A 17,207-nucleotide genomic window follows, 5' to 3' on the forward strand; every position below is an offset into this window, starting at 1 on the left:
CCACAAGCGTTCTATTCTAAATACCTACAAGTAAATCTGTTAAAAACATGAACTAGCGCACGGAAGCGCAAGCTACGGAGCAGTGTCAAGCAGGACGTGTCCGTTAGAACGCCAAAAAAGCGGGGCACGTCTAGCGGGGTGTACCTATGGCATTCGCCAGGAGATATTTTTAAGGCCTCATTTTTTTGCGGCAAGTTGCGGCTTACCACCTGCGCGGTAACTTTTGTGGGGACCGCGGTCAAGTTAAAAAAAGAAAGGAATTGGAAGCTGGAAATCTCCGATATTCCCAGAAAATTCTACAACTTGCCTTGACGTTTAGTCGCAAGAACATCGGCATTTAAAAATCTCACAGTAAATTAATTAAAAGGTAAGCGGGCATCTAGATGCGTCAGCTCCAAAGCAGCGTCAAGCAGGTGGCGCGCGCTGGCCCGGCGAAAAAGCGGGGTGTGCGTGTGGCATGCGCTAGGAAGCATTTTTTCGTCTTGATTTTTTGCGGTCCGCCGCGCGGTTACTTTTTGTATCAAGACAAAAAGTAAGAGAACTGGAAGCTGAATATTATTACTCTTAGGACAGGGTCACCACCCGCCAGTGGCGTCCACCTTAACAGGCATACAGTAATCTGCCAGATTTAAAAACAAGTTATGATAATAAACCCTAAACATTCAATGACACCTCGTTTTGATACAAAACTCTTACCCCTGTGCACGCTTCTCATAATCATTTCAACAGCAACCTTTGCGCAGAAAAAACCCTGGCAGCAGCTGACCTCCGTAGAGGACATCTGCACCTTTGCGCCCGACGCCATGCAAACGATGCTGGAGCAGTTTGACCTGGACCGGCCGGGTATGGAGCAGGTGAAGGCTGCGCAAACAAGAGGCGACCTGGTGGCGGCTTGCACCAACCTGCTGGCTTATTATCAGAACGGCAACACGGCGGCATTTCTGAGAAGAACCCCGCCGGCTGCGTCCGACAAAACAACCGCGGAGGCCGACATCATTTTAAAGAATGTATTCATCGTGCAGAATGTGCGGGGCGTGGTGCCCGTCCTGCCCGATGGTCACCGTGACTGGCATTACAAAGGCCCCAATAACGACAGGGAATGGGCCTGGCTTTCCAACCGCCACACACAGCTGTCTGCCGTTTTCGACACTTACATGGAAACCGGCAACCCAAAATATGCCCGGTACGTGGACCTTTTTCTCAAAGACTTTATCCTCGCCAGCATGCCCTACCCTGCCGTCAAAAGCAGTACGTCGGTTTGGCGTGGGCTGGAAGTGGCGGCCAGGGTAAAGATGTGGTCCCGCATTTATTTCGGACTACTCCAAAGCCCCTATCTCTCACCCGCCACACAATTGCTGGTGCTGAGCAGCATCCCGGACCATGCACATTACAACCGCCAGTTTCACAATGCCAACAACTGGCTGACGATGGAAATCTCGGCCCTGGCGACGGCGGCGACCAATTTCCCCGAATTAAAAAAATCGGACGAATGGATCTCCTACTCCATTGCCACCATGGTGGAAAGCATGAAGGGGCAGGTGTACCAGGATGGCATCCAGACGGAGCTTACCTCCCATTACCACAATGTGGCACTGGCCAACTTTGAATTATTCAAGGAAATCTGCGACCGCGCCAAACGTCCGCTTCCCGATTTTTTCAACCAGACCATCATCCAGATGTACGATTACATTGCCCGGGCCATACGACCCGACGGCTTTCGTATACTGAACAACGACGGCGACCGGGGCAGCGACCGGGAACTGCTCCTGGAAGCCGCCAAAAAGTACAACAAACCGGAGTGGGCCTACCTGGCATCCAACGGAAAAAGTGGCACAAAACCCGTTCAGGGGCCCTCTTACTTTTTCCCGTGGGCGGGGCAGCTGATCTCCCGGAGCGGGTACGACGCGGATGCCCACTGGTCGTTCTTTGACATCGGGCCCTGGGGAAGCGGGCACCAGCACAAAGACAAGCTGCATATTTCCGTCTCCGCCTACGGGCGTGACCTGCTGGTGGATGCGGGCCGGTTTGCCTACACCGGCGAAGTGGCCACCAAATTCCGCCCCTACGCAACGGGCAGCGCGGCGCACAATCTCATCCTGATCGATGGTAAGGGACAGCTACCAGGCCCACTGCTCGCCGATAAACCTCTGGACGCCAGCCAGGCGAAAATCGCCCCGGCATTTGACTACGCCACCGGCGACTTTTCAAAATTCGATACCGATGGCACGGCCAGCCACACCCGCGCGGTGATGTATGTACGCAACCAGTTCTGGGTGGTGGTGGACCGGATCAAAACCGACAAAGCCCGCAAAATAGAAGCCCTCTGGCACTGGCATCCCGACTGCCTCGTGAGCCAGGACGGCAACACCATCCGCACCACCAACACCCGGGGAAACCTGGCCATCCTACCCGTAAGCAAGCAAAAAACAAAAATCCGCTTCATCAAAGGCCAGGAAAAACCCGACATCCAGGGCTGGTACAGCCCCGAATACAACGTCTACATGCCCAATACCACCACCATATACCACACCGACATTGCTGGCGACCAGACTTTTGTGTGGCTGTTGTTTCCTTCGGAAGAGAAAACGCCTGCGGTGAAATCGCGGATTATTTCGGAGAATGGCGACGGGGTGAAGGTGGAGGTTGGGGTTGGGGGGAAGGTTTGGAGGGTGAGGGTGCCGTTTGAGGACGGGGAGTGGGCTGGGTTGGAGTGAAGGGAATGCCCGACACAATGTTTGAGTATAGCCGGTAATACGCAACTTCCAGATCGAGCCACTCCGAAAAGATTAGATATAAAATCATCCTAAATTCTTCCCTTAAAAGTAAATAAAAACTATATTGCCTAATAAACCCTAATAACTTGAATCAGAACTTCTCATCCGATCAGCTCATCAAGCTGTGTAAAGAGGTCGAAATAACCAATAGCGGGAGGACCAAAGAGCAATTATCTGAGGAAATAGACGCAATCTTCTCTGAAATAACAGCTGGAACGTTTGATTTCGAGCTCAGCAAATCGGCTGAATTTTATCTAACACCAAGTCTGACTGATAAGCTCATTCTGAGAAAATTAAATGATAACCTTCGGCGCCTTTATAAAGATGTTCAGTCAAATAGAAGGATGATTGTTACGCAAGTCAGTACACTTCTTGCTGAAAATTGTCCATTTTGGGTGCTGAAGACCGACATTAGCAAATTCTATGAGAGCATAAATCGCGATCGTATAGTAGAAAAGCTCCAGAGCGATTCGATGCTGTCATACTTTTCCATACAACTGATAAAGAAACTTTTCAGTCATCCATTACTCGAAAACAAATCAGGGCTGCCACGCGGCATATCTATCAGCTCCACTATGTCAGAATTGTTCATGAGAAAATTTGATCGTTGGGCAACGTCTTATCCCGGAGTATATTTTTACGCTCGGTTTGTTGATGACATCATTATTTTTAGCTATGACAGAAGTTTACTTGAAAAAATGGAAAGCCAAATAGATGAAAACCTAGAAATCGGTTTAAAGAAAAACCAGCAAAAGACTCAATTATTTGACGGACGTCAAATAATTGAACCCAAACCGCTCAACTTTCTTGGATACAAATTCTTAACAGTCGGAGATAAACAAAAGAAAAAAGTTGACATTTCAATTGCAGAAAAAAAATTGAAGAAGATTAAATCTAGAATTGTATATGCCTTTAACGACTTTAATAATACAGGAAACTTCGCAATTCTAGAAAAACGAATCAGATTTCTTACTGGAAACTATAGTATCAAGAATCGCAGCGACGGTCATGATCTTCGAGCAGGAATCTATTATAATTATGTAAATATAAAAAACTCAAATCATCCTGTTTTTGATGAATTAAACAATTTTCTTCAACGTACTCTGCACAGCAAGCGACACTCCTTCGGAATTAAGTTGAATGCTAAATTAAATAGTGAGCAACGAACAATTATCGGAAAGTATTCATTCAAAAATGGGTTCAAAAATAAAGTGTATCATCGATTTACTTATTCAGAATTACAAACCATAACTCGCTGCTGGAAATGAGTAAAGTAAAAATTGATAAAGATGATGCGAATAGAATTCTGCTAACCGAGTTGCTTCCATACGAAGTTCCAATCTTATTTTCTAACGATGGCTTTTATAACATAGTTTCTTCTGGATCAGACGAGTACTTTATGAGTAAGGTCAAAGCGAAGAAGGAAGAGTACGGAGTCCCGTTTAATTACGAAATTGCTAAATCCAACAATAGCGATACTAGAACCCTTAGCATAATTCATCCTGCTAACCAGCTGTCTTTTATTGAATTTTACAGAAAATATGACACTTTACTTATAAATCTTTGCTCAAAAAGCCCATTTTCTTTAAGGAAAGTTGCTAAAATTGCGAAATTCTTTTATTCCTCTGATCTTGTTATTGATGAGGATAAGGATAGGGCAAGTGATGCAGAAGTAGAACCCGACATCCTTGGTTTGGAAACTAAAATATTAAAATCATATTTTGTTTACAAACCAGTCGATCTGATTTACAAATTTTATGATCGAAACGAATATCAACGATTAGAGCAAAGATTCGATTGTCTTTGGGAATTTGATATAAGTAAATGTTTCTATCATATTTACACCCACTCTATAACTTGGGCAGTTAAAGACAAAGAAAGTGCCAAACGGAACAAAGCTTTTGATTCGTTTGAAAATCAGTTTGATACGCTGATGCAACGAGCCAATTATAATGAAACTAACGGGATATTAGTTGGGCCTGAAATATCCCGAATTTTTGCTGAAGTTATACTTCAAGAAGTTGATCTTCATGTATTGAGAAAATTGGAACAAAAAGGACATAAATTTGGAATAGACTATGAAATTAGACGTTATGTAGATGATTTCTTCGTGTTCAGTAACGATGAGAATATTTTGGAGGACATTTTTAGGACTTACAAAAAAGAGCTTGAATATTACAAATTATATATAAATCCCGCTAAGACGGAAAAGAGAAAAACGCCTTTTATTACTAATATTGCAGTGGGCAAACGTCAACTTAAACAATTGGTTGACGCCTTTCATGATTCTCTATTTGAGAAAAAGGATAGCAATGACACCAACGAATCAGGGGCACTGTTGAAATCCCTGCGAAACCCATACAATTATTCGCAATCTTTTATCAGAGATTTCCAATGTATAGTTAAGCAAAACGACCTGACTTATGATGTATTAAACAAAGATGTGGTGAGACTGTTTAAGCGCAAATTGGTGTCGTTATTAAGGCATAATGTCGATGGCCAAGTTCAAGTATCACTGGAAAACTATCTTTTAATACTTCTTGACATTATCTTTTACTGCTATTCATTAAATATTAATGCAAGTGTAACATTTAAAATATCGCAAATTATTGTAATTTTAGCTAAGTTTGTAACTAACCTAGGCAATGATTTTAAGCATACTGTTTTCTCTAAGATTAGCCGAGAGTCTGAATTCGTAATGACTACCTTTCAGCGAAAAACAAAATCAAGTGATACTAATATAGAAACACTTAATTTGTTGATTTCGCTTAAAAAGCTGGGGAGTGGCTACTTGATAACTGAGAGAAAGATTAGAGAATACTTTGGAATCCATAAAATTGACTCAGAGCCCCCTGCACAAGAAGTAGAGCGGTTCTTGAAGTTAAATTACTTTCAAATAATTACTTTGTTGTATTATTTTGGCGACATTACAGAATATAGGATATTTAAGTCAATACTTATAAGGACTGTAGTTAAGAAATTTGAAATTGAGCAGAGTCCATTTCAAAAATCTGAATTCACTTGCATGTTTTTCGATTTTATTTGTTGCCCTTACATTCCCATTGAAATGAAGCGAAAGGTTGTGCGACATTCAAAATATGTAGCATCTGATATCGATACCGAAATACAAAAAATAAGTGATCAGCAAATGTGGTTTATGAACTGGGATCAAGATATTGATTTAGAGAGAGTTTTGAAGAAAAAAGAATGGGCGGCTGCCTATTAAGATCGTGAGTCAATGATGAAGTCCAAAAGATTCATATTACTAGTAACGTGAATCGACAATACCTCCCTCAGGTGGGCTAAATCGTACGCGGAGGCTTATTTTGAGTAAGAATGATGTACCGAAAGGTATACACACGATAACTTCACTCATTGATTCATTAGAGGGTTATGATTAATTTCATAACCCTCTTTGTTTAATGGCCACATCATTTTTCCGTCCCGATATCCGTGGCCCGTGTTTTCACGGCACTATTCCGTGGTCTGTCCCTGAGAGACCTGTTGGCATCCGTGGCCCGTGTCTTCACGGGACTCTGCAAAATGCTGCTACACAGACATCTGCGTCCCAGTTATGCGCAGTTTCCAAACCGCGCCACGTCGGCTGCGTATCCAGATAAATTACCGTTTGCAACGGTAGAGATGGGTAAATCTGCTGGCTAAAATACACTTTTGAAGGTCATCACAAACGGTCACATAAAGCGTGCGCAGTGTTTCACGAACACGCAGTGTGCAAAGAACACCACGCACAACGGGGTAGTTAAAAAGGTAGTGAACGGCCCAACAAATAGAGAATTTCTCTACCTGGCAGCATCACCGGGCGACCGGTTTTGTAGGGTAGTACGCACATTTTTTATCTGAATCCAATATATTTAGTGGTTGTTTGCTATGATTCAAAAATTATTCAAAAAACCCTATGAAAAAAGCTATTTTGCTGGTTATCTCCACCGTGGTCTGTTTCCGAGAAACCCCGTTTTGCGCAGTTTCTATTCCGTGGTCTGTGTCCGAGAGACCTGTTGGCCTCCGTGGCCCGTGTCTTCACGGGACTGTTGCAAAATGCTGATAAACAGACATCTGCATCCCTGTTATCCGCAGTTTCCGAACCGCACCGCGTCGGCTGCGGATTAGGATAAATTACCGTTTGCAACGGTAGAGATGGGTAAATATGCTGGCCAAAATACACTTTTGAAGGTCATCACAAACGGTCGCATAAAGCGTGCGCAGTGTTTCTCGCAAACGCAGTGTGCAAAGAACACCACGCACAACGGGGGAGTTAAAAAAGTACTGTACAGCCCAACAAATAGAGAATTTCTCTACCTGGCAGCATCACCGGGCGACCGGTTTTGTAGGGTAATACGCACATTTTTTATCTGAATCCAATATATTTAGTGGTTGTTTGCTATGATTCAAAAATTATTCAAAAAACCCTATGAAAAAAGCTATTTTGCTGGTTATCCTCCTTGGCTTCCTGTCTTCAATTGTACTTGCTCAGAAAAATAAACCGATAACAATCGCATCTTACAACCTCCGGCTCAATACCGAAGACGACGGTATCAACGCGTGGCCCAATCGGAAAGAGCAAGTGAAAGCGTTGGTCCGTTTTTATGAATTTGATATATGGGGAACACAAGAAGCATTCATTGATCAGCTTAAAGACCTGGAATCCATGGCCGAATTTGGTCACCTGGGTGCAGGACGCGACGACGGGAAGGAAGCTGGAGAACATTCGGCCATTTTTTATCGAAAGAGTCGTTTCAAGGTGCTTCAGTCCGGAGATTTTTGGCTCAGCGAGACGCCTGAAAAACCGGGAATCGGCTGGGACGCCACGTGCTGTAACCGCATTTGTTCATGGGCAAAATTCAAAGATCTGGTCACAAAAAAAGAGCTGTATGTATTTAACGTTCATTTTGATCATCGGGGCAAAGAAGCGCGTCTCCAATCGGGCTACTTAATGGTAAGAAAAATAAAGGAAATAGCTGGGGATACACCGGTAATCCTGACCGGAGATTTCAATTCCACCCCCGAAACGGAACAAATCAGATACATCCAATCCCTGCTGAATGACTCCAAAACGGCAAGCGTGCAGCCACCCTACGGACCCGAAGGCACTTCCAATTCGTTTAAATTCGACGCTCCCCTCCAAAAGAGAATCGACTATATTTTCGTCAGCAAAGGAATCCAGGTTTTAAAGTACGGGGTACTCTCGGATTCGAAGCATCAGCGCTACCCTTCGGACCATTTACCGGTGCTAATTAAAGCCGTTGTCAATTAACGAAACTCGGTATTGACTATTCTTCCAGTTTCGCTACGGTTTGCAGTCGGAGCGAAACTGGCTCCTATATCCTAGGCACGCGGTGTGCAAAGAACATCACGCACAACCGGGGTTTTCGGCCTCGGTTTTTATCGGTTCATTTAAGCAGATTCAGGAACTGCAAAGTAATCAGTGAATCACTTGTCTCACGAAGTGCGATTTCTCTTCCGCTATATAGTTTCGTCAGTGTATCTCCACAATAACCAAGGTCTCTGATCCTTCGAAAAAAGAAAGAATCGTCAAGTTTGGACAAATGCTTTTCGCGAGTAAGCCAAACCTGGCAGTCTTCACAATTAACCTTTATTGGCTTGGTCATTCCCTTGCACTGCACAAGATAGTCGATTTGGCCTTCAGGTACATTTCGGTATAACGTTTCCTGTTCCGTTAGCCAGCAGCCGTGTTTGCTTACTTTGTAATAACTGCAGTTATCCGGGTATTCGGACTTCATTTGTAGTTCGGATTTATTGCACTCCTGCCCGATGTTGTTACCATATCGATCCACAAGCGTCCAGCAAAATGTCATGTTCAATGGTGGAAACGAACCGTCACAGGCACAGAAAATGGAGATAAATAGTATCAATCCGTAAAATGAGAATCGGGTATTCATATAAAGAATGGGGGTTTGTCAAAATCTGAATAATGTGAGGACGATCATCCAGCTGTGTAAACTAACTCCCTGATTGGTGTCCGCAATACAGGGCCGGCTCCACAGCTCCTGCATCTTAATTGAACTATTACAAAACGCTACTACTCCACCTTTTTTACTCACCCCAGTTTGGAGTAACCCTTGGACGCCCCCAAAGCCGCATAAGTCGCCGACCGGTTTAAAAAGAAGTTCCCGATCAAAAATATTGCTATCAAAGACCAATTTTACGAAGAGATACCCTGCGGTCAGATGACTTTCGTTCCATTTTGCTTTTGAATCCATTCATACCTCCCGTCACTCACGACACAGTGCTTAAAGGACTCAACAGATCATCATGCCTCCCCACTTCAGGCGAGTTTCCTCAGGCCAGCCCGTTCATCCCTATTCTATTTTTTTCACCGTAAACCAGCTAGCATAAACCGCGGAGGCCAGAAACACAAGGTGAACAAAGAATACTTTGGTGATGAGTAAGGATGGGGAACTGGCAGCGATTTCCTCCCACTTAACCTGCGTGATCATCTTGAGCATAGCAACAACCATGGTTGACCCTATCAGCAGTTGCATCAACTGTTTCAAGGTTTGGTTGGTCCTGGCAAAGCGCGCGGTCAGGAATGCCACGACCAGGCTGCTCACGATGGTACATACAACCTGAAATACCAGGCTGGTTTGGATCCCCGTCTCGCCTTCCAAATCCTGCATCAGGTCGATCACGGTGTGGCAAAAAGTGAGCGTGACGGCCATTTGCAAGGCATAACCATGATTCCAATAACCCACCAACAGCATGAGAACGCCCATAAATGCATAGTTGTTCAATAGCCTCAACAGGTCATATCCGATACCACTTGCTAGTCCGTGAGCATATCCGGTAGCCTCGAGCAATGGCTCCAGTATGAGAGGGAGCAACCAGAAAATAGCCAGTGACATCATTGTCGCGACTGCCAGCTCAGCCCAAAGAGGCCGGTCATCATCCTTTGCAGGATTTGGGGTAAGGGTTTGTAAATACGTCCGGTTTACCCAGGTAGCCCATCCCAGTGCACTTCCCAAAATCATCCCAAATGAAAACTCCATCATTTTCCACCAGCTGGTAAACGCGACAAGTTTTAACTGGGCACCCAAAAAAATCCACAATCCGCCAAGTCCAAAACCCAAACCTCCTCCCAAAGTGCCCCAGGATACAAAACTCAACACAATTTTGAAATCACGTGCGGGCAATTTTATTCTTAACCAGGCCAAAAAGGCCAAAGCTCCGAATCCGATCGCAGCCCAGGATTCAGCCCTTGGTTTGTTGATCGGATCCGAAAAGTAAATCAATTTCGGATCGTTGATCAGCTTGAATCCAAGCAGCATCGCAATAAAAAAAAGCACCATGCCTATACCCAAAATGCGCCTGTCGATTCGCCCGTGAAGCAGGCCAATGCCGAGGAACAGCCCACTGGACAATCCCCATACCGCCCCTTTTACCGTGGTACCCACTGTCCCGAAGCCAACTGTGTCCACATCCCTGAGAAAACGTAAGGTTTGTCCGTAGGTCATCTCGCCACCTATACCTACACCCACGACGGCAAAAAGGGTAACCAGTGCCGCATACTTAGCAGGTAAGCCGAGCAACAGGCAAACGGCGATGCCGATCATTGCTCCGGGTATCATCGCACCAAATGGCCCTCCGCCAATGTATCCGCGCAACCCCCAACCGAGCAACATGGTTACCCCAGGGAAAAGAATGTAGGCCAGCCTTGCTTGTTTTTTATCCATGTTTAAAAAAGAAACTGTTAAGCCAATACGTTTTTCAGGGGCCCAAAGGCTACTTACCCACAGATTTTGATAAAAAAGTATTTGGATGTAATGTGTCAGGTCTTTACCTAAAATAGCGTCCTTTAGAAAAAATTTATGATGACAAAGCCACATCGATGAAACAACAGATCTTTACCGTACTTGCCACCCTGATATTTACCCAAGCGTTAATAGCCCAGTCCACCTTCACCGACTCGCGGGATGGCCAAACGTATAAAACGATGAGCTTTAAAAACGCTTTGACGGGAACCACCGTCACCTGGATGGCACAAAACCTGAACTACAAAGTTGAAGGCAGCTATGCATATGATGACCGCGAGCATAATCGAAAAGAGCTGGGCTTGCTTTACACCTGGGAGGCGGCGAAAAAAGCCTGCCCCGGCGGTTGGCATTTACCAACGGATAGCGAATGGGCTACGCTGGTGGATCAATTTGGCGGAACCGACCTGGCCGGTGAAGCGCTGAAAAGCGTCAAAGGCTGGAATGAAGACGGCAATGGCACCAACAGCAGCGGGTTCGATGCGCCTGCGGGAGGTCACCGTAAACCCGATGGCAGTTATATGACCCAAGGTGTTCTCGGTATCTATTGGACGTCCTCCCTTCATAATTCAGTTGGTAATGCCTGGGCATGGAACTTTCACTATGGTGGCCCTCCCAGCAGCAATAAAAAAAATCTAAAAAAGGCGTTCCGTTGGGATGTCCAGGTTTCTGCCGGACTCTCCGTTCGTCTGGTCCGGGATTAAGTTGCTTGATCACTTGAAGCGGTACGGATAAGTAAAAAAACTGACTAACCCTATCTGGCCGGGAGAGCACAAAACGTTATTGTCTCTTCTCTTCCCGCACGAAAATATAATCAACACTTTTACCGTCCCCTGAAATTACCGCTTTGACCTGGTTACCGCTACGGCTATATGTTATTTTTTTAGGGAAGTCGTGTTCCGGATTCTCACATGAAAAGCCATTGGTATCAACGGCAGTCAGCTTGAAGTAGACAGGCATTTTCTCACCGCTCACCGTTACGACATAAAAAATATCATTTCCTTTCCCAATCAACTCCAGGTTCTCGGTAAAAACGGCCTCTTTTCCTTTGAGGGTAATTCCTTTGCCGCTCAGCTTTAAATCGGAAACTTTGTTCCACGTCTCATAACCAGATTCGCCTGCACTTGAATTCGTCCGGATCCACTTTCCGGTCAGCCATTCCAGTTTTTTGAATTTTTGCTTGTTACTTTCCTGCGCGTAACCAACATGCATTGATAGCAGCAGAGAGATAATCAGGAGTAGTTTTTTAGTGCTCATTTTGTTTTTTTTTAGCAAAAATAAACGCGTCTCCCTTTCTTGTATTGTATAAACCCGACAAGGTCTGCTATTTGTTCAGAAAAAAATTGGCCATGTTTTCCTGCTCAAAAAAGTAGGCTGAAGGGTCTTCCCCTGTAAAAGCCTTGAAATTGTGGATGAAATGCGATTGATCATAATAGCCTGACTGATAAACAATTTCCGCCCAGCTGTTATTTTTAGATTTGATTAATTGAAAAATGTAGTTAAACCGGATAATCCGTACGTAGTATTTCGGAGAAAGGCCGATGTATTTTTTGAACAGACGTTCCAGCTGTCGTTCGCCAACGCCAGCCACCGCTACCATTTCCGCCACCGTAACCAGTCCGTTGGAACTAAATATAAGATCCAGAGGTGCTTCCAGGGGGTTTTCTGATGCGCCCTGAATAAGTGTAGTAAAATATTCATCCAGAAGTCTCTTTACAAATTGCTCTTGCCTGTTGCACCCAAGGTTGACACAATCGTTAATTTTTTCCTTTAATTGTATAAGTTTCGGATTTGACAGTGCGTCCAGGTCAACAATTTTATCCAGGTAATGATCCATACTGAAACCAAATAACTGGGTTAAAGCAGCCGGTTTCAGCTTAATCGCAATGGAACCTGTATATCCGGTATTCTGGAGATAAAAAAAGGTCTTGAGTTGGCCTGCCAGTAAATTTGGCGATTGCATCTCCCAGTGTCCACTAATTTTTGATCTGTAAACATCCCGATAATTGAAAATAATCTCCGTAAAGCCATCCGGAATGATCTTCTCAATCCGCGGCACTGAATCCTGGCTGTACATCATCCAGTAACATTCAATAAATGCATCTAAATCGGAATGCGGTTTAATTCGGGTAAATTCCATTGCACACTTTTTGAAATAGTAAGATAGCTAGTTAAAAGGTGTTACGCACCAGGTGGCTCACAGCCTGAGCTGCCAGGCGAAATCTGTCCCTTCCTCCCCTTCCCTGCCACGGATGTCCGTAAACGAACACACTCCGTACAATTCCGAACGCAAAAATGCATAAAATACACTGATTATCTGACACTTGCAAACAAGGCACGAAAGTTGCGTTTGCGATATATCCACCTTTCTTCCGACCAACCATGTTTCGTAATTATCTTAAACTCGCGTGGCGACATTTGGTAAAGCAGCAAATGTATACTTTCGTTAAAATCGGAGGTTTTGCCATTGGTGTTGCTGCCTGTTTTCTCATTACTTTGTTTATCAGGGATGAGCTGAGTTACGACCAGGACATTGCCGGCAAAGAACATATTTTCAGGATCGCAACGCATGAGCAAAGTGATGGTGAAGTCGGAAAGTATGTGTGGATGCAAGCTCCGTTTGCGAAGGCGGTTCAGGATGATTATCCGGAAGTGGAAAAAATAGGCCGATTCCTCAATAGTGAATTATTCGGAGCCGGCCCCAATCAGATCAGAAGGGCGGATAAACTACAAAATGTATATGAGGAACATTTTGTATACATGGACCAGGCCCTCCTGGAAATCTGGGGCTTAAAAATGATCCAGGGCGATCCGGCAAATGCCTTGGACGAACCAAACAGCCTGGTGATCACCAAGTCGCGGGCGGATAAATTTTTCCCTGGAGAGCAGGCCGTTGGCAAGGTGATGGTCATCAATAATGATCTGTCAAAGCCGCGAAAAATAACGGGTGTGATTGAAGATTTCCCGGCAAACTTCCACGTTCGTTTCGATTACATGATGACGCTGGCCGGTGTGATGTTCTACGAAGGGGAACAGACCAACTGGCTGGCTACCAATTATCATACCTACGTCCGTCTGAAGAAGGGCACGGACGTGGGTAAATTCGAGTCGAAGCTATCGGCCATTACCCGAAAGTATTACATTCCCCAGAAGAAAGCGAGCGGACAACAGGTTGATGACGATAAAATTGCCGCTGAGCTCAGCTACATTCTCCAGCCCATATCGGAAATACACCTGAGCTCCGAAGTAATCGACGGACTGAGCCACGGGGATATGCGGTTTATCTGGCTTTTTGGCAGTGTAGCCGTTTTCATCCTCCTGTTGGCCTGCATCAATTTCGTCAATCTTTCCACCGCCAAATCGGCCAACAGAGCCATGGAAGTGGGGCTCCGAAAAACCGTCGGTTCGGAACGGGGAAGCCTGATGAAACAATTCCTGACCGAGTCGCTGCTGATCAGCTTTATTTCAATTTCCCTGGGTGCCATTCTGGCCTGGCTGTTACTTCCCTTTTTCAATACGCTCGCCGCCAAATCCCTTGTTTTTCCTTTCACCGCCCCGTGGTTCGTGCCCGTCCTGGTGATCAGCTCGGTGACTATCGGCGTTCTTGCCGGGCTTTATCCGGCATTTTATTTGTCGGGGTTTAAGCCCATCAATGTGCTGAAAGGACAATTGAGCAGGGGTAGTAAGGGCTCAGCACTACGGAGCGGTCTCGTGGTTTTCCAGTTTACCACGTCCATCATTCTGATCATAGGCACCTTTGTGATTTACCGGCAGGTGAACTATATCCTGAATGCCAAAATCGGGTATGACAGAGATCAGGTGATGCTTATTCAGGGAGCCAGCACACTGGGCAAAAATATACCTGTTTTCAAAGAGGAGATCAAAAAGTTACCACAGGTTGCAAATGCGACGGTGAGTGACTATTTGCCCGTGGAGGGGACCAAACGCAATGGAAACGGATTCTGGCAATTCGGTAAAACAAAGGAAACAGCCTCGACATCAGGCCAGTTCTGGATTATTGATCCCGACTACATTGAAACGCTGGGAATAAAAATCGTGGAGGGCCGTAACTTTTCCAGGGACAGGGCCACGGATGCCAAAGCCGTGATTATCAATCAGAAACTGGCCAAAGAACTTAACCTGAAAAATCCGATCGGGAAGCACATTACCAACTGGTCCAACAGCGGTAATGATCTGGAGGTGATCGGCGTTGTTGAAGATTTTCATTTCGATTCTTTGAAAGAAAATGTCAGAGGCCTTTGTCTGCAACTGGGTGAAAGCCCTGGCATTGTTTCCATCAAAGTAAAAACGGCCGATGTGAACGGGACGATAAAGGCCATTACCAACGTGTGGAATTCCCTCGCGCCCAACCAGCCGATCAGGTATACTTTTATGGACCAGAGCTTTGCACAAATGTATGACGATGTAAACCGGATGGGGCTGATTTTCACCAGCTTCGCAGTACTCGCTATGATCGTGGCCTGTCTGGGATTGTTTGCACTGTCGGCTTTCATGGTGGAGCAGCGCAGCAAGGAGATCAGCATCCGTAAAGTGTTGGGTGCGTCGGTACGGAGTATCCTTTCATTGCTCACCGGCAACTTCCTGATTCTGATACTTATTTCAACGGTTATCGCGTCGCCCATTGGCTGGTACATCATGCAGAAATGGTTGCAGGATTATCAATACAAAACGACCATCTCCTGGGATATCTTTGTGCTCGCGGGCTTCCTGGCAGGGTTCGTTGCCATTGTCACGATCAGCTACCAGGCCATCAGAGCGGCTTTGGTTGATCCTGCCAAGGGATTGAAAACCGAATGACGTTGGGTGTCGATTCAGGCGGTCTGGTCGCACTGGCTTCCAGACCCGCCCGACCTATTCGTTTTCTTTCTCCACAGCTCATCGCTCTCCACCTGGATGTGTGTGGCTACACGCGTCCTCACAGACATGCTGCTTGTTGGTGAGGATAAAAACGAGGGCATTAAAAATAAAGTGAACGCTTTGACACAGATTAACCCTTGGATTGGTATATATAAAAGTCAATTTGCTTTTGGTTTGAAGAATCGATAAAACAGGTTACCAAAGCACTTCCAGTCTAGCCTGTACACCAAATACCCCGTCCATAATGAAACCTATACGATTGATAGTAAGCCTGTTTCTACTGACATGCCTTGCCTGCGATCAGGCACCCAGCCGCAACGGCATGGAAATTCGTGTTGCGTGTAAAGCTTGCATTGGCAAGGAAATAAGCATTTCTCATCGCTCTGTTTTGCTGCAAAAGGAAATAAAACTGTACAAGGCTCGGTTCGACCCGTCGGGTAGTATGCTTGTAAAGTTACCCAATCAGGATACGCTGGGGTTGGCTCTGAGGGTCAGTGAAGGCGACAGCACCCATTTTTATACTTACGTGTACCTTCAGCCGAATACAAACATTGAAGTTCACTTCGAGAAAAATAATGTTCGATTCAGTGGCGATCTGGCAGTCGTAAATAACTATCTGACCGATTTACGTAAAATAGATACCAGGCGCACCGATTACAAAAACGTATGGAGTACTGCGAACGATCGGATCAAATCAGAAGATTCGCTCGAAATTTACCTTACCATTATTAAATCATTCGGAGCGGACTTTGATAAAAAGGTTTCTGCGGATGCTTCACTTTCCGGATACGAGAAGGATTTCCTTCGTAGTCTCAACACCAATTTTGAAACCTGCCGCCGGCTGGATTATGGTAATTTCAAATTACTGGCCGACAGACAGGTTTATTATGACAATGAGGATGATGTGCAAATCATTAAGTACCAGGATTCTGTAACGCACGCATATTTCTCCGGCCTTAAAATCAATCCGCATCTGCTAAAATACAACGGTTCATTTTATAACTGGCATCTTCAGATCGCCACCAGGTTGTCGGAGCTCATGGAAGTCTACTACAGGCAACATAAGGATTATAATTTAAGTTATGACTATCTAAAAACAACAGTCCGCTCCAATGCAGGACTGGCACCGCACCATGACCTTGTACTGGGTAATCTCATTGCCTTAGGTTATGCAGGCGATGGAGTTGCGTATGACAGACTGTATGAAATGGTCAGTGGGTTTAAGAAAGATTATCCACGTTCCAAATATCTGCCTGAACTGGAACAAATACTGGCGGAATACGCCCCACTCAAACCCGGAGCTCCGATGAAAGATTTCAGTATGCAGGACGAAAATGGTAAAACGTTCAGGCTTTCAGACTATAAAGGCAAGTTGATCTATGTTGACTTATGGGCTACCTGGTGCGGGCCATGCGTCGAAGAATTTCCGTATTCCAGGAAGCTAGCCGAGCGATATCGTAAAAACCAGGACCTGGTTTTCCTTTACGTATCGAAGGATAACAACCCGAAGTCCTGGAAAAGCTATTTAAAGAAAAACCTAGCGCTTAAAGGCGTTCACGCAATACAATCGCCGATTGAAGTCGATTACAACCATCCTAAAATTGACAGCAACGATGTGATGCATCTTTACAAGATCAATAGTATACCGAGATATATTTTGATCGGTAAAGACGGGCGGATTATTAATTACAATGCCGACAGGCCATCGGAACTGGTCAACACGAAATATTTGGATTCGCTTTTGAGGATATAGGTTGGAAGAGGGGAA

Annotated in this window: 11 protein-coding genes; 7 read left to right on the forward strand and 4 right to left on the reverse strand. The window is 45.1% G+C overall.

The genetic code is table 11. The annotated features are described in order from the left end of the window. Positions 1–665 precede the first annotated feature (665 nt). The 4 genes from DYADSP32_RS07710 to DYADSP32_RS07725 all read left to right on the forward strand — a co-directional run bounded on the left by DYADSP32_RS07710 (position 666) and on the right by DYADSP32_RS07725 (position 8,046). Positions 666–2,714 carry an alginate lyase family protein gene (locus DYADSP32_RS07710; protein ID WP_149243273.1) on the forward strand — a complete coding sequence of 683 codons (2,049 nt, stop codon included), beginning with the start codon at positions 666–668 and terminating at the stop codon, positions 2,712–2,714. Positions 2,715–2,860: 146 nt separating this feature from the next. Then, positions 2,861–4,042 carry an antiviral reverse transcriptase Drt3a gene (drt3a, locus tag DYADSP32_RS07715; RefSeq protein WP_414617606.1) on the forward strand — a complete coding sequence of 394 codons (1,182 nt, stop codon included), beginning with the start codon at positions 2,861–2,863 and terminating at the stop codon, positions 4,040–4,042. After that, entirely contained in the window at positions 4,039–6,000 is a 1,962-nt protein-coding gene (gene drt3b / locus DYADSP32_RS07720; RefSeq protein ID WP_149243271.1) for an antiviral reverse transcriptase Drt3b, read from the forward strand. Before drt3a ends, drt3b begins: the two co-directional genes overlap by 4 nt. Positions 6,001–7,203: 1,203 nt before the next feature. Then, positions 7,204–8,046, forward strand: a complete 843-nt coding sequence (locus DYADSP32_RS07725; RefSeq protein ID WP_149243270.1) for an endonuclease/exonuclease/phosphatase family protein — start codon at positions 7,204–7,206, stop codon at positions 8,044–8,046. Between the two features lie 136 nt (positions 8,047–8,182). On the opposite strand, the gene DYADSP32_RS07730 is transcribed toward DYADSP32_RS07725, so the two are convergent. Both DYADSP32_RS07730 and DYADSP32_RS07735 read right to left on the reverse strand, forming a co-directional pair. After that, entirely contained in the window at positions 8,183–8,692 is a 510-nt protein-coding gene (locus DYADSP32_RS07730; RefSeq protein WP_149243269.1) for a hypothetical protein, read from the reverse strand. Between the two features lie 420 nt (positions 8,693–9,112). Further along, complete coding sequence (locus tag DYADSP32_RS07735) at positions 9,113–10,483, reverse strand: hypothetical protein (RefSeq protein ID WP_149243268.1); 1,371 nt, start codon at positions 10,481–10,483, stop codon at positions 9,113–9,115. Between the two features lie 155 nt (positions 10,484–10,638). On the opposite strand from DYADSP32_RS07735, the gene DYADSP32_RS07740 reads away from it, so the two are divergent. Further along, entirely contained in the window at positions 10,639–11,265 is a 627-nt protein-coding gene (locus DYADSP32_RS07740; RefSeq protein WP_149243267.1) for an FISUMP domain-containing protein, read from the forward strand. Positions 11,266–11,341: 76 nt separating this feature from the next. Here DYADSP32_RS07740 and DYADSP32_RS07745 read toward each other — a convergent pair whose 3' ends face one another. Then, positions 11,342–11,818 (reverse strand): DUF6265 family protein, encoded by a 477-nt coding sequence (locus tag DYADSP32_RS07745; protein ID WP_149243266.1) that lies wholly within the window; start codon positions 11,816–11,818, stop codon positions 11,342–11,344. 67 nt (positions 11,819–11,885) lie between these two features. Continuing rightward, positions 11,886–12,701, reverse strand: coding sequence for a helix-turn-helix domain-containing protein (locus DYADSP32_RS07750; protein ID WP_149243265.1), 816 nt, complete (start codon positions 12,699–12,701; stop codon positions 11,886–11,888). A 242-nt stretch (positions 12,702–12,943) separates the two neighbouring features. Between DYADSP32_RS07750 and DYADSP32_RS07755 the strand changes: the two genes are divergently transcribed. After that, complete coding sequence (locus DYADSP32_RS07755) at positions 12,944–15,379, forward strand: ABC transporter permease (RefSeq protein WP_149243264.1); 2,436 nt, start codon at positions 12,944–12,946, stop codon at positions 15,377–15,379. A gap of 304 nt (positions 15,380–15,683) precedes the next feature. After that, complete coding sequence (locus tag DYADSP32_RS07760; RefSeq protein WP_149243263.1) at positions 15,684–17,192, forward strand: TlpA disulfide reductase family protein; 1,509 nt, start codon at positions 15,684–15,686, stop codon at positions 17,190–17,192. Positions 17,193–17,207: the final 15 nt, after the last annotated feature.

The organism is Dyadobacter sp. 32, from assembly GCF_902506755.1.
GTDB lineage: Bacteria > Bacteroidota > Bacteroidia > Cytophagales > Spirosomataceae > Dyadobacter.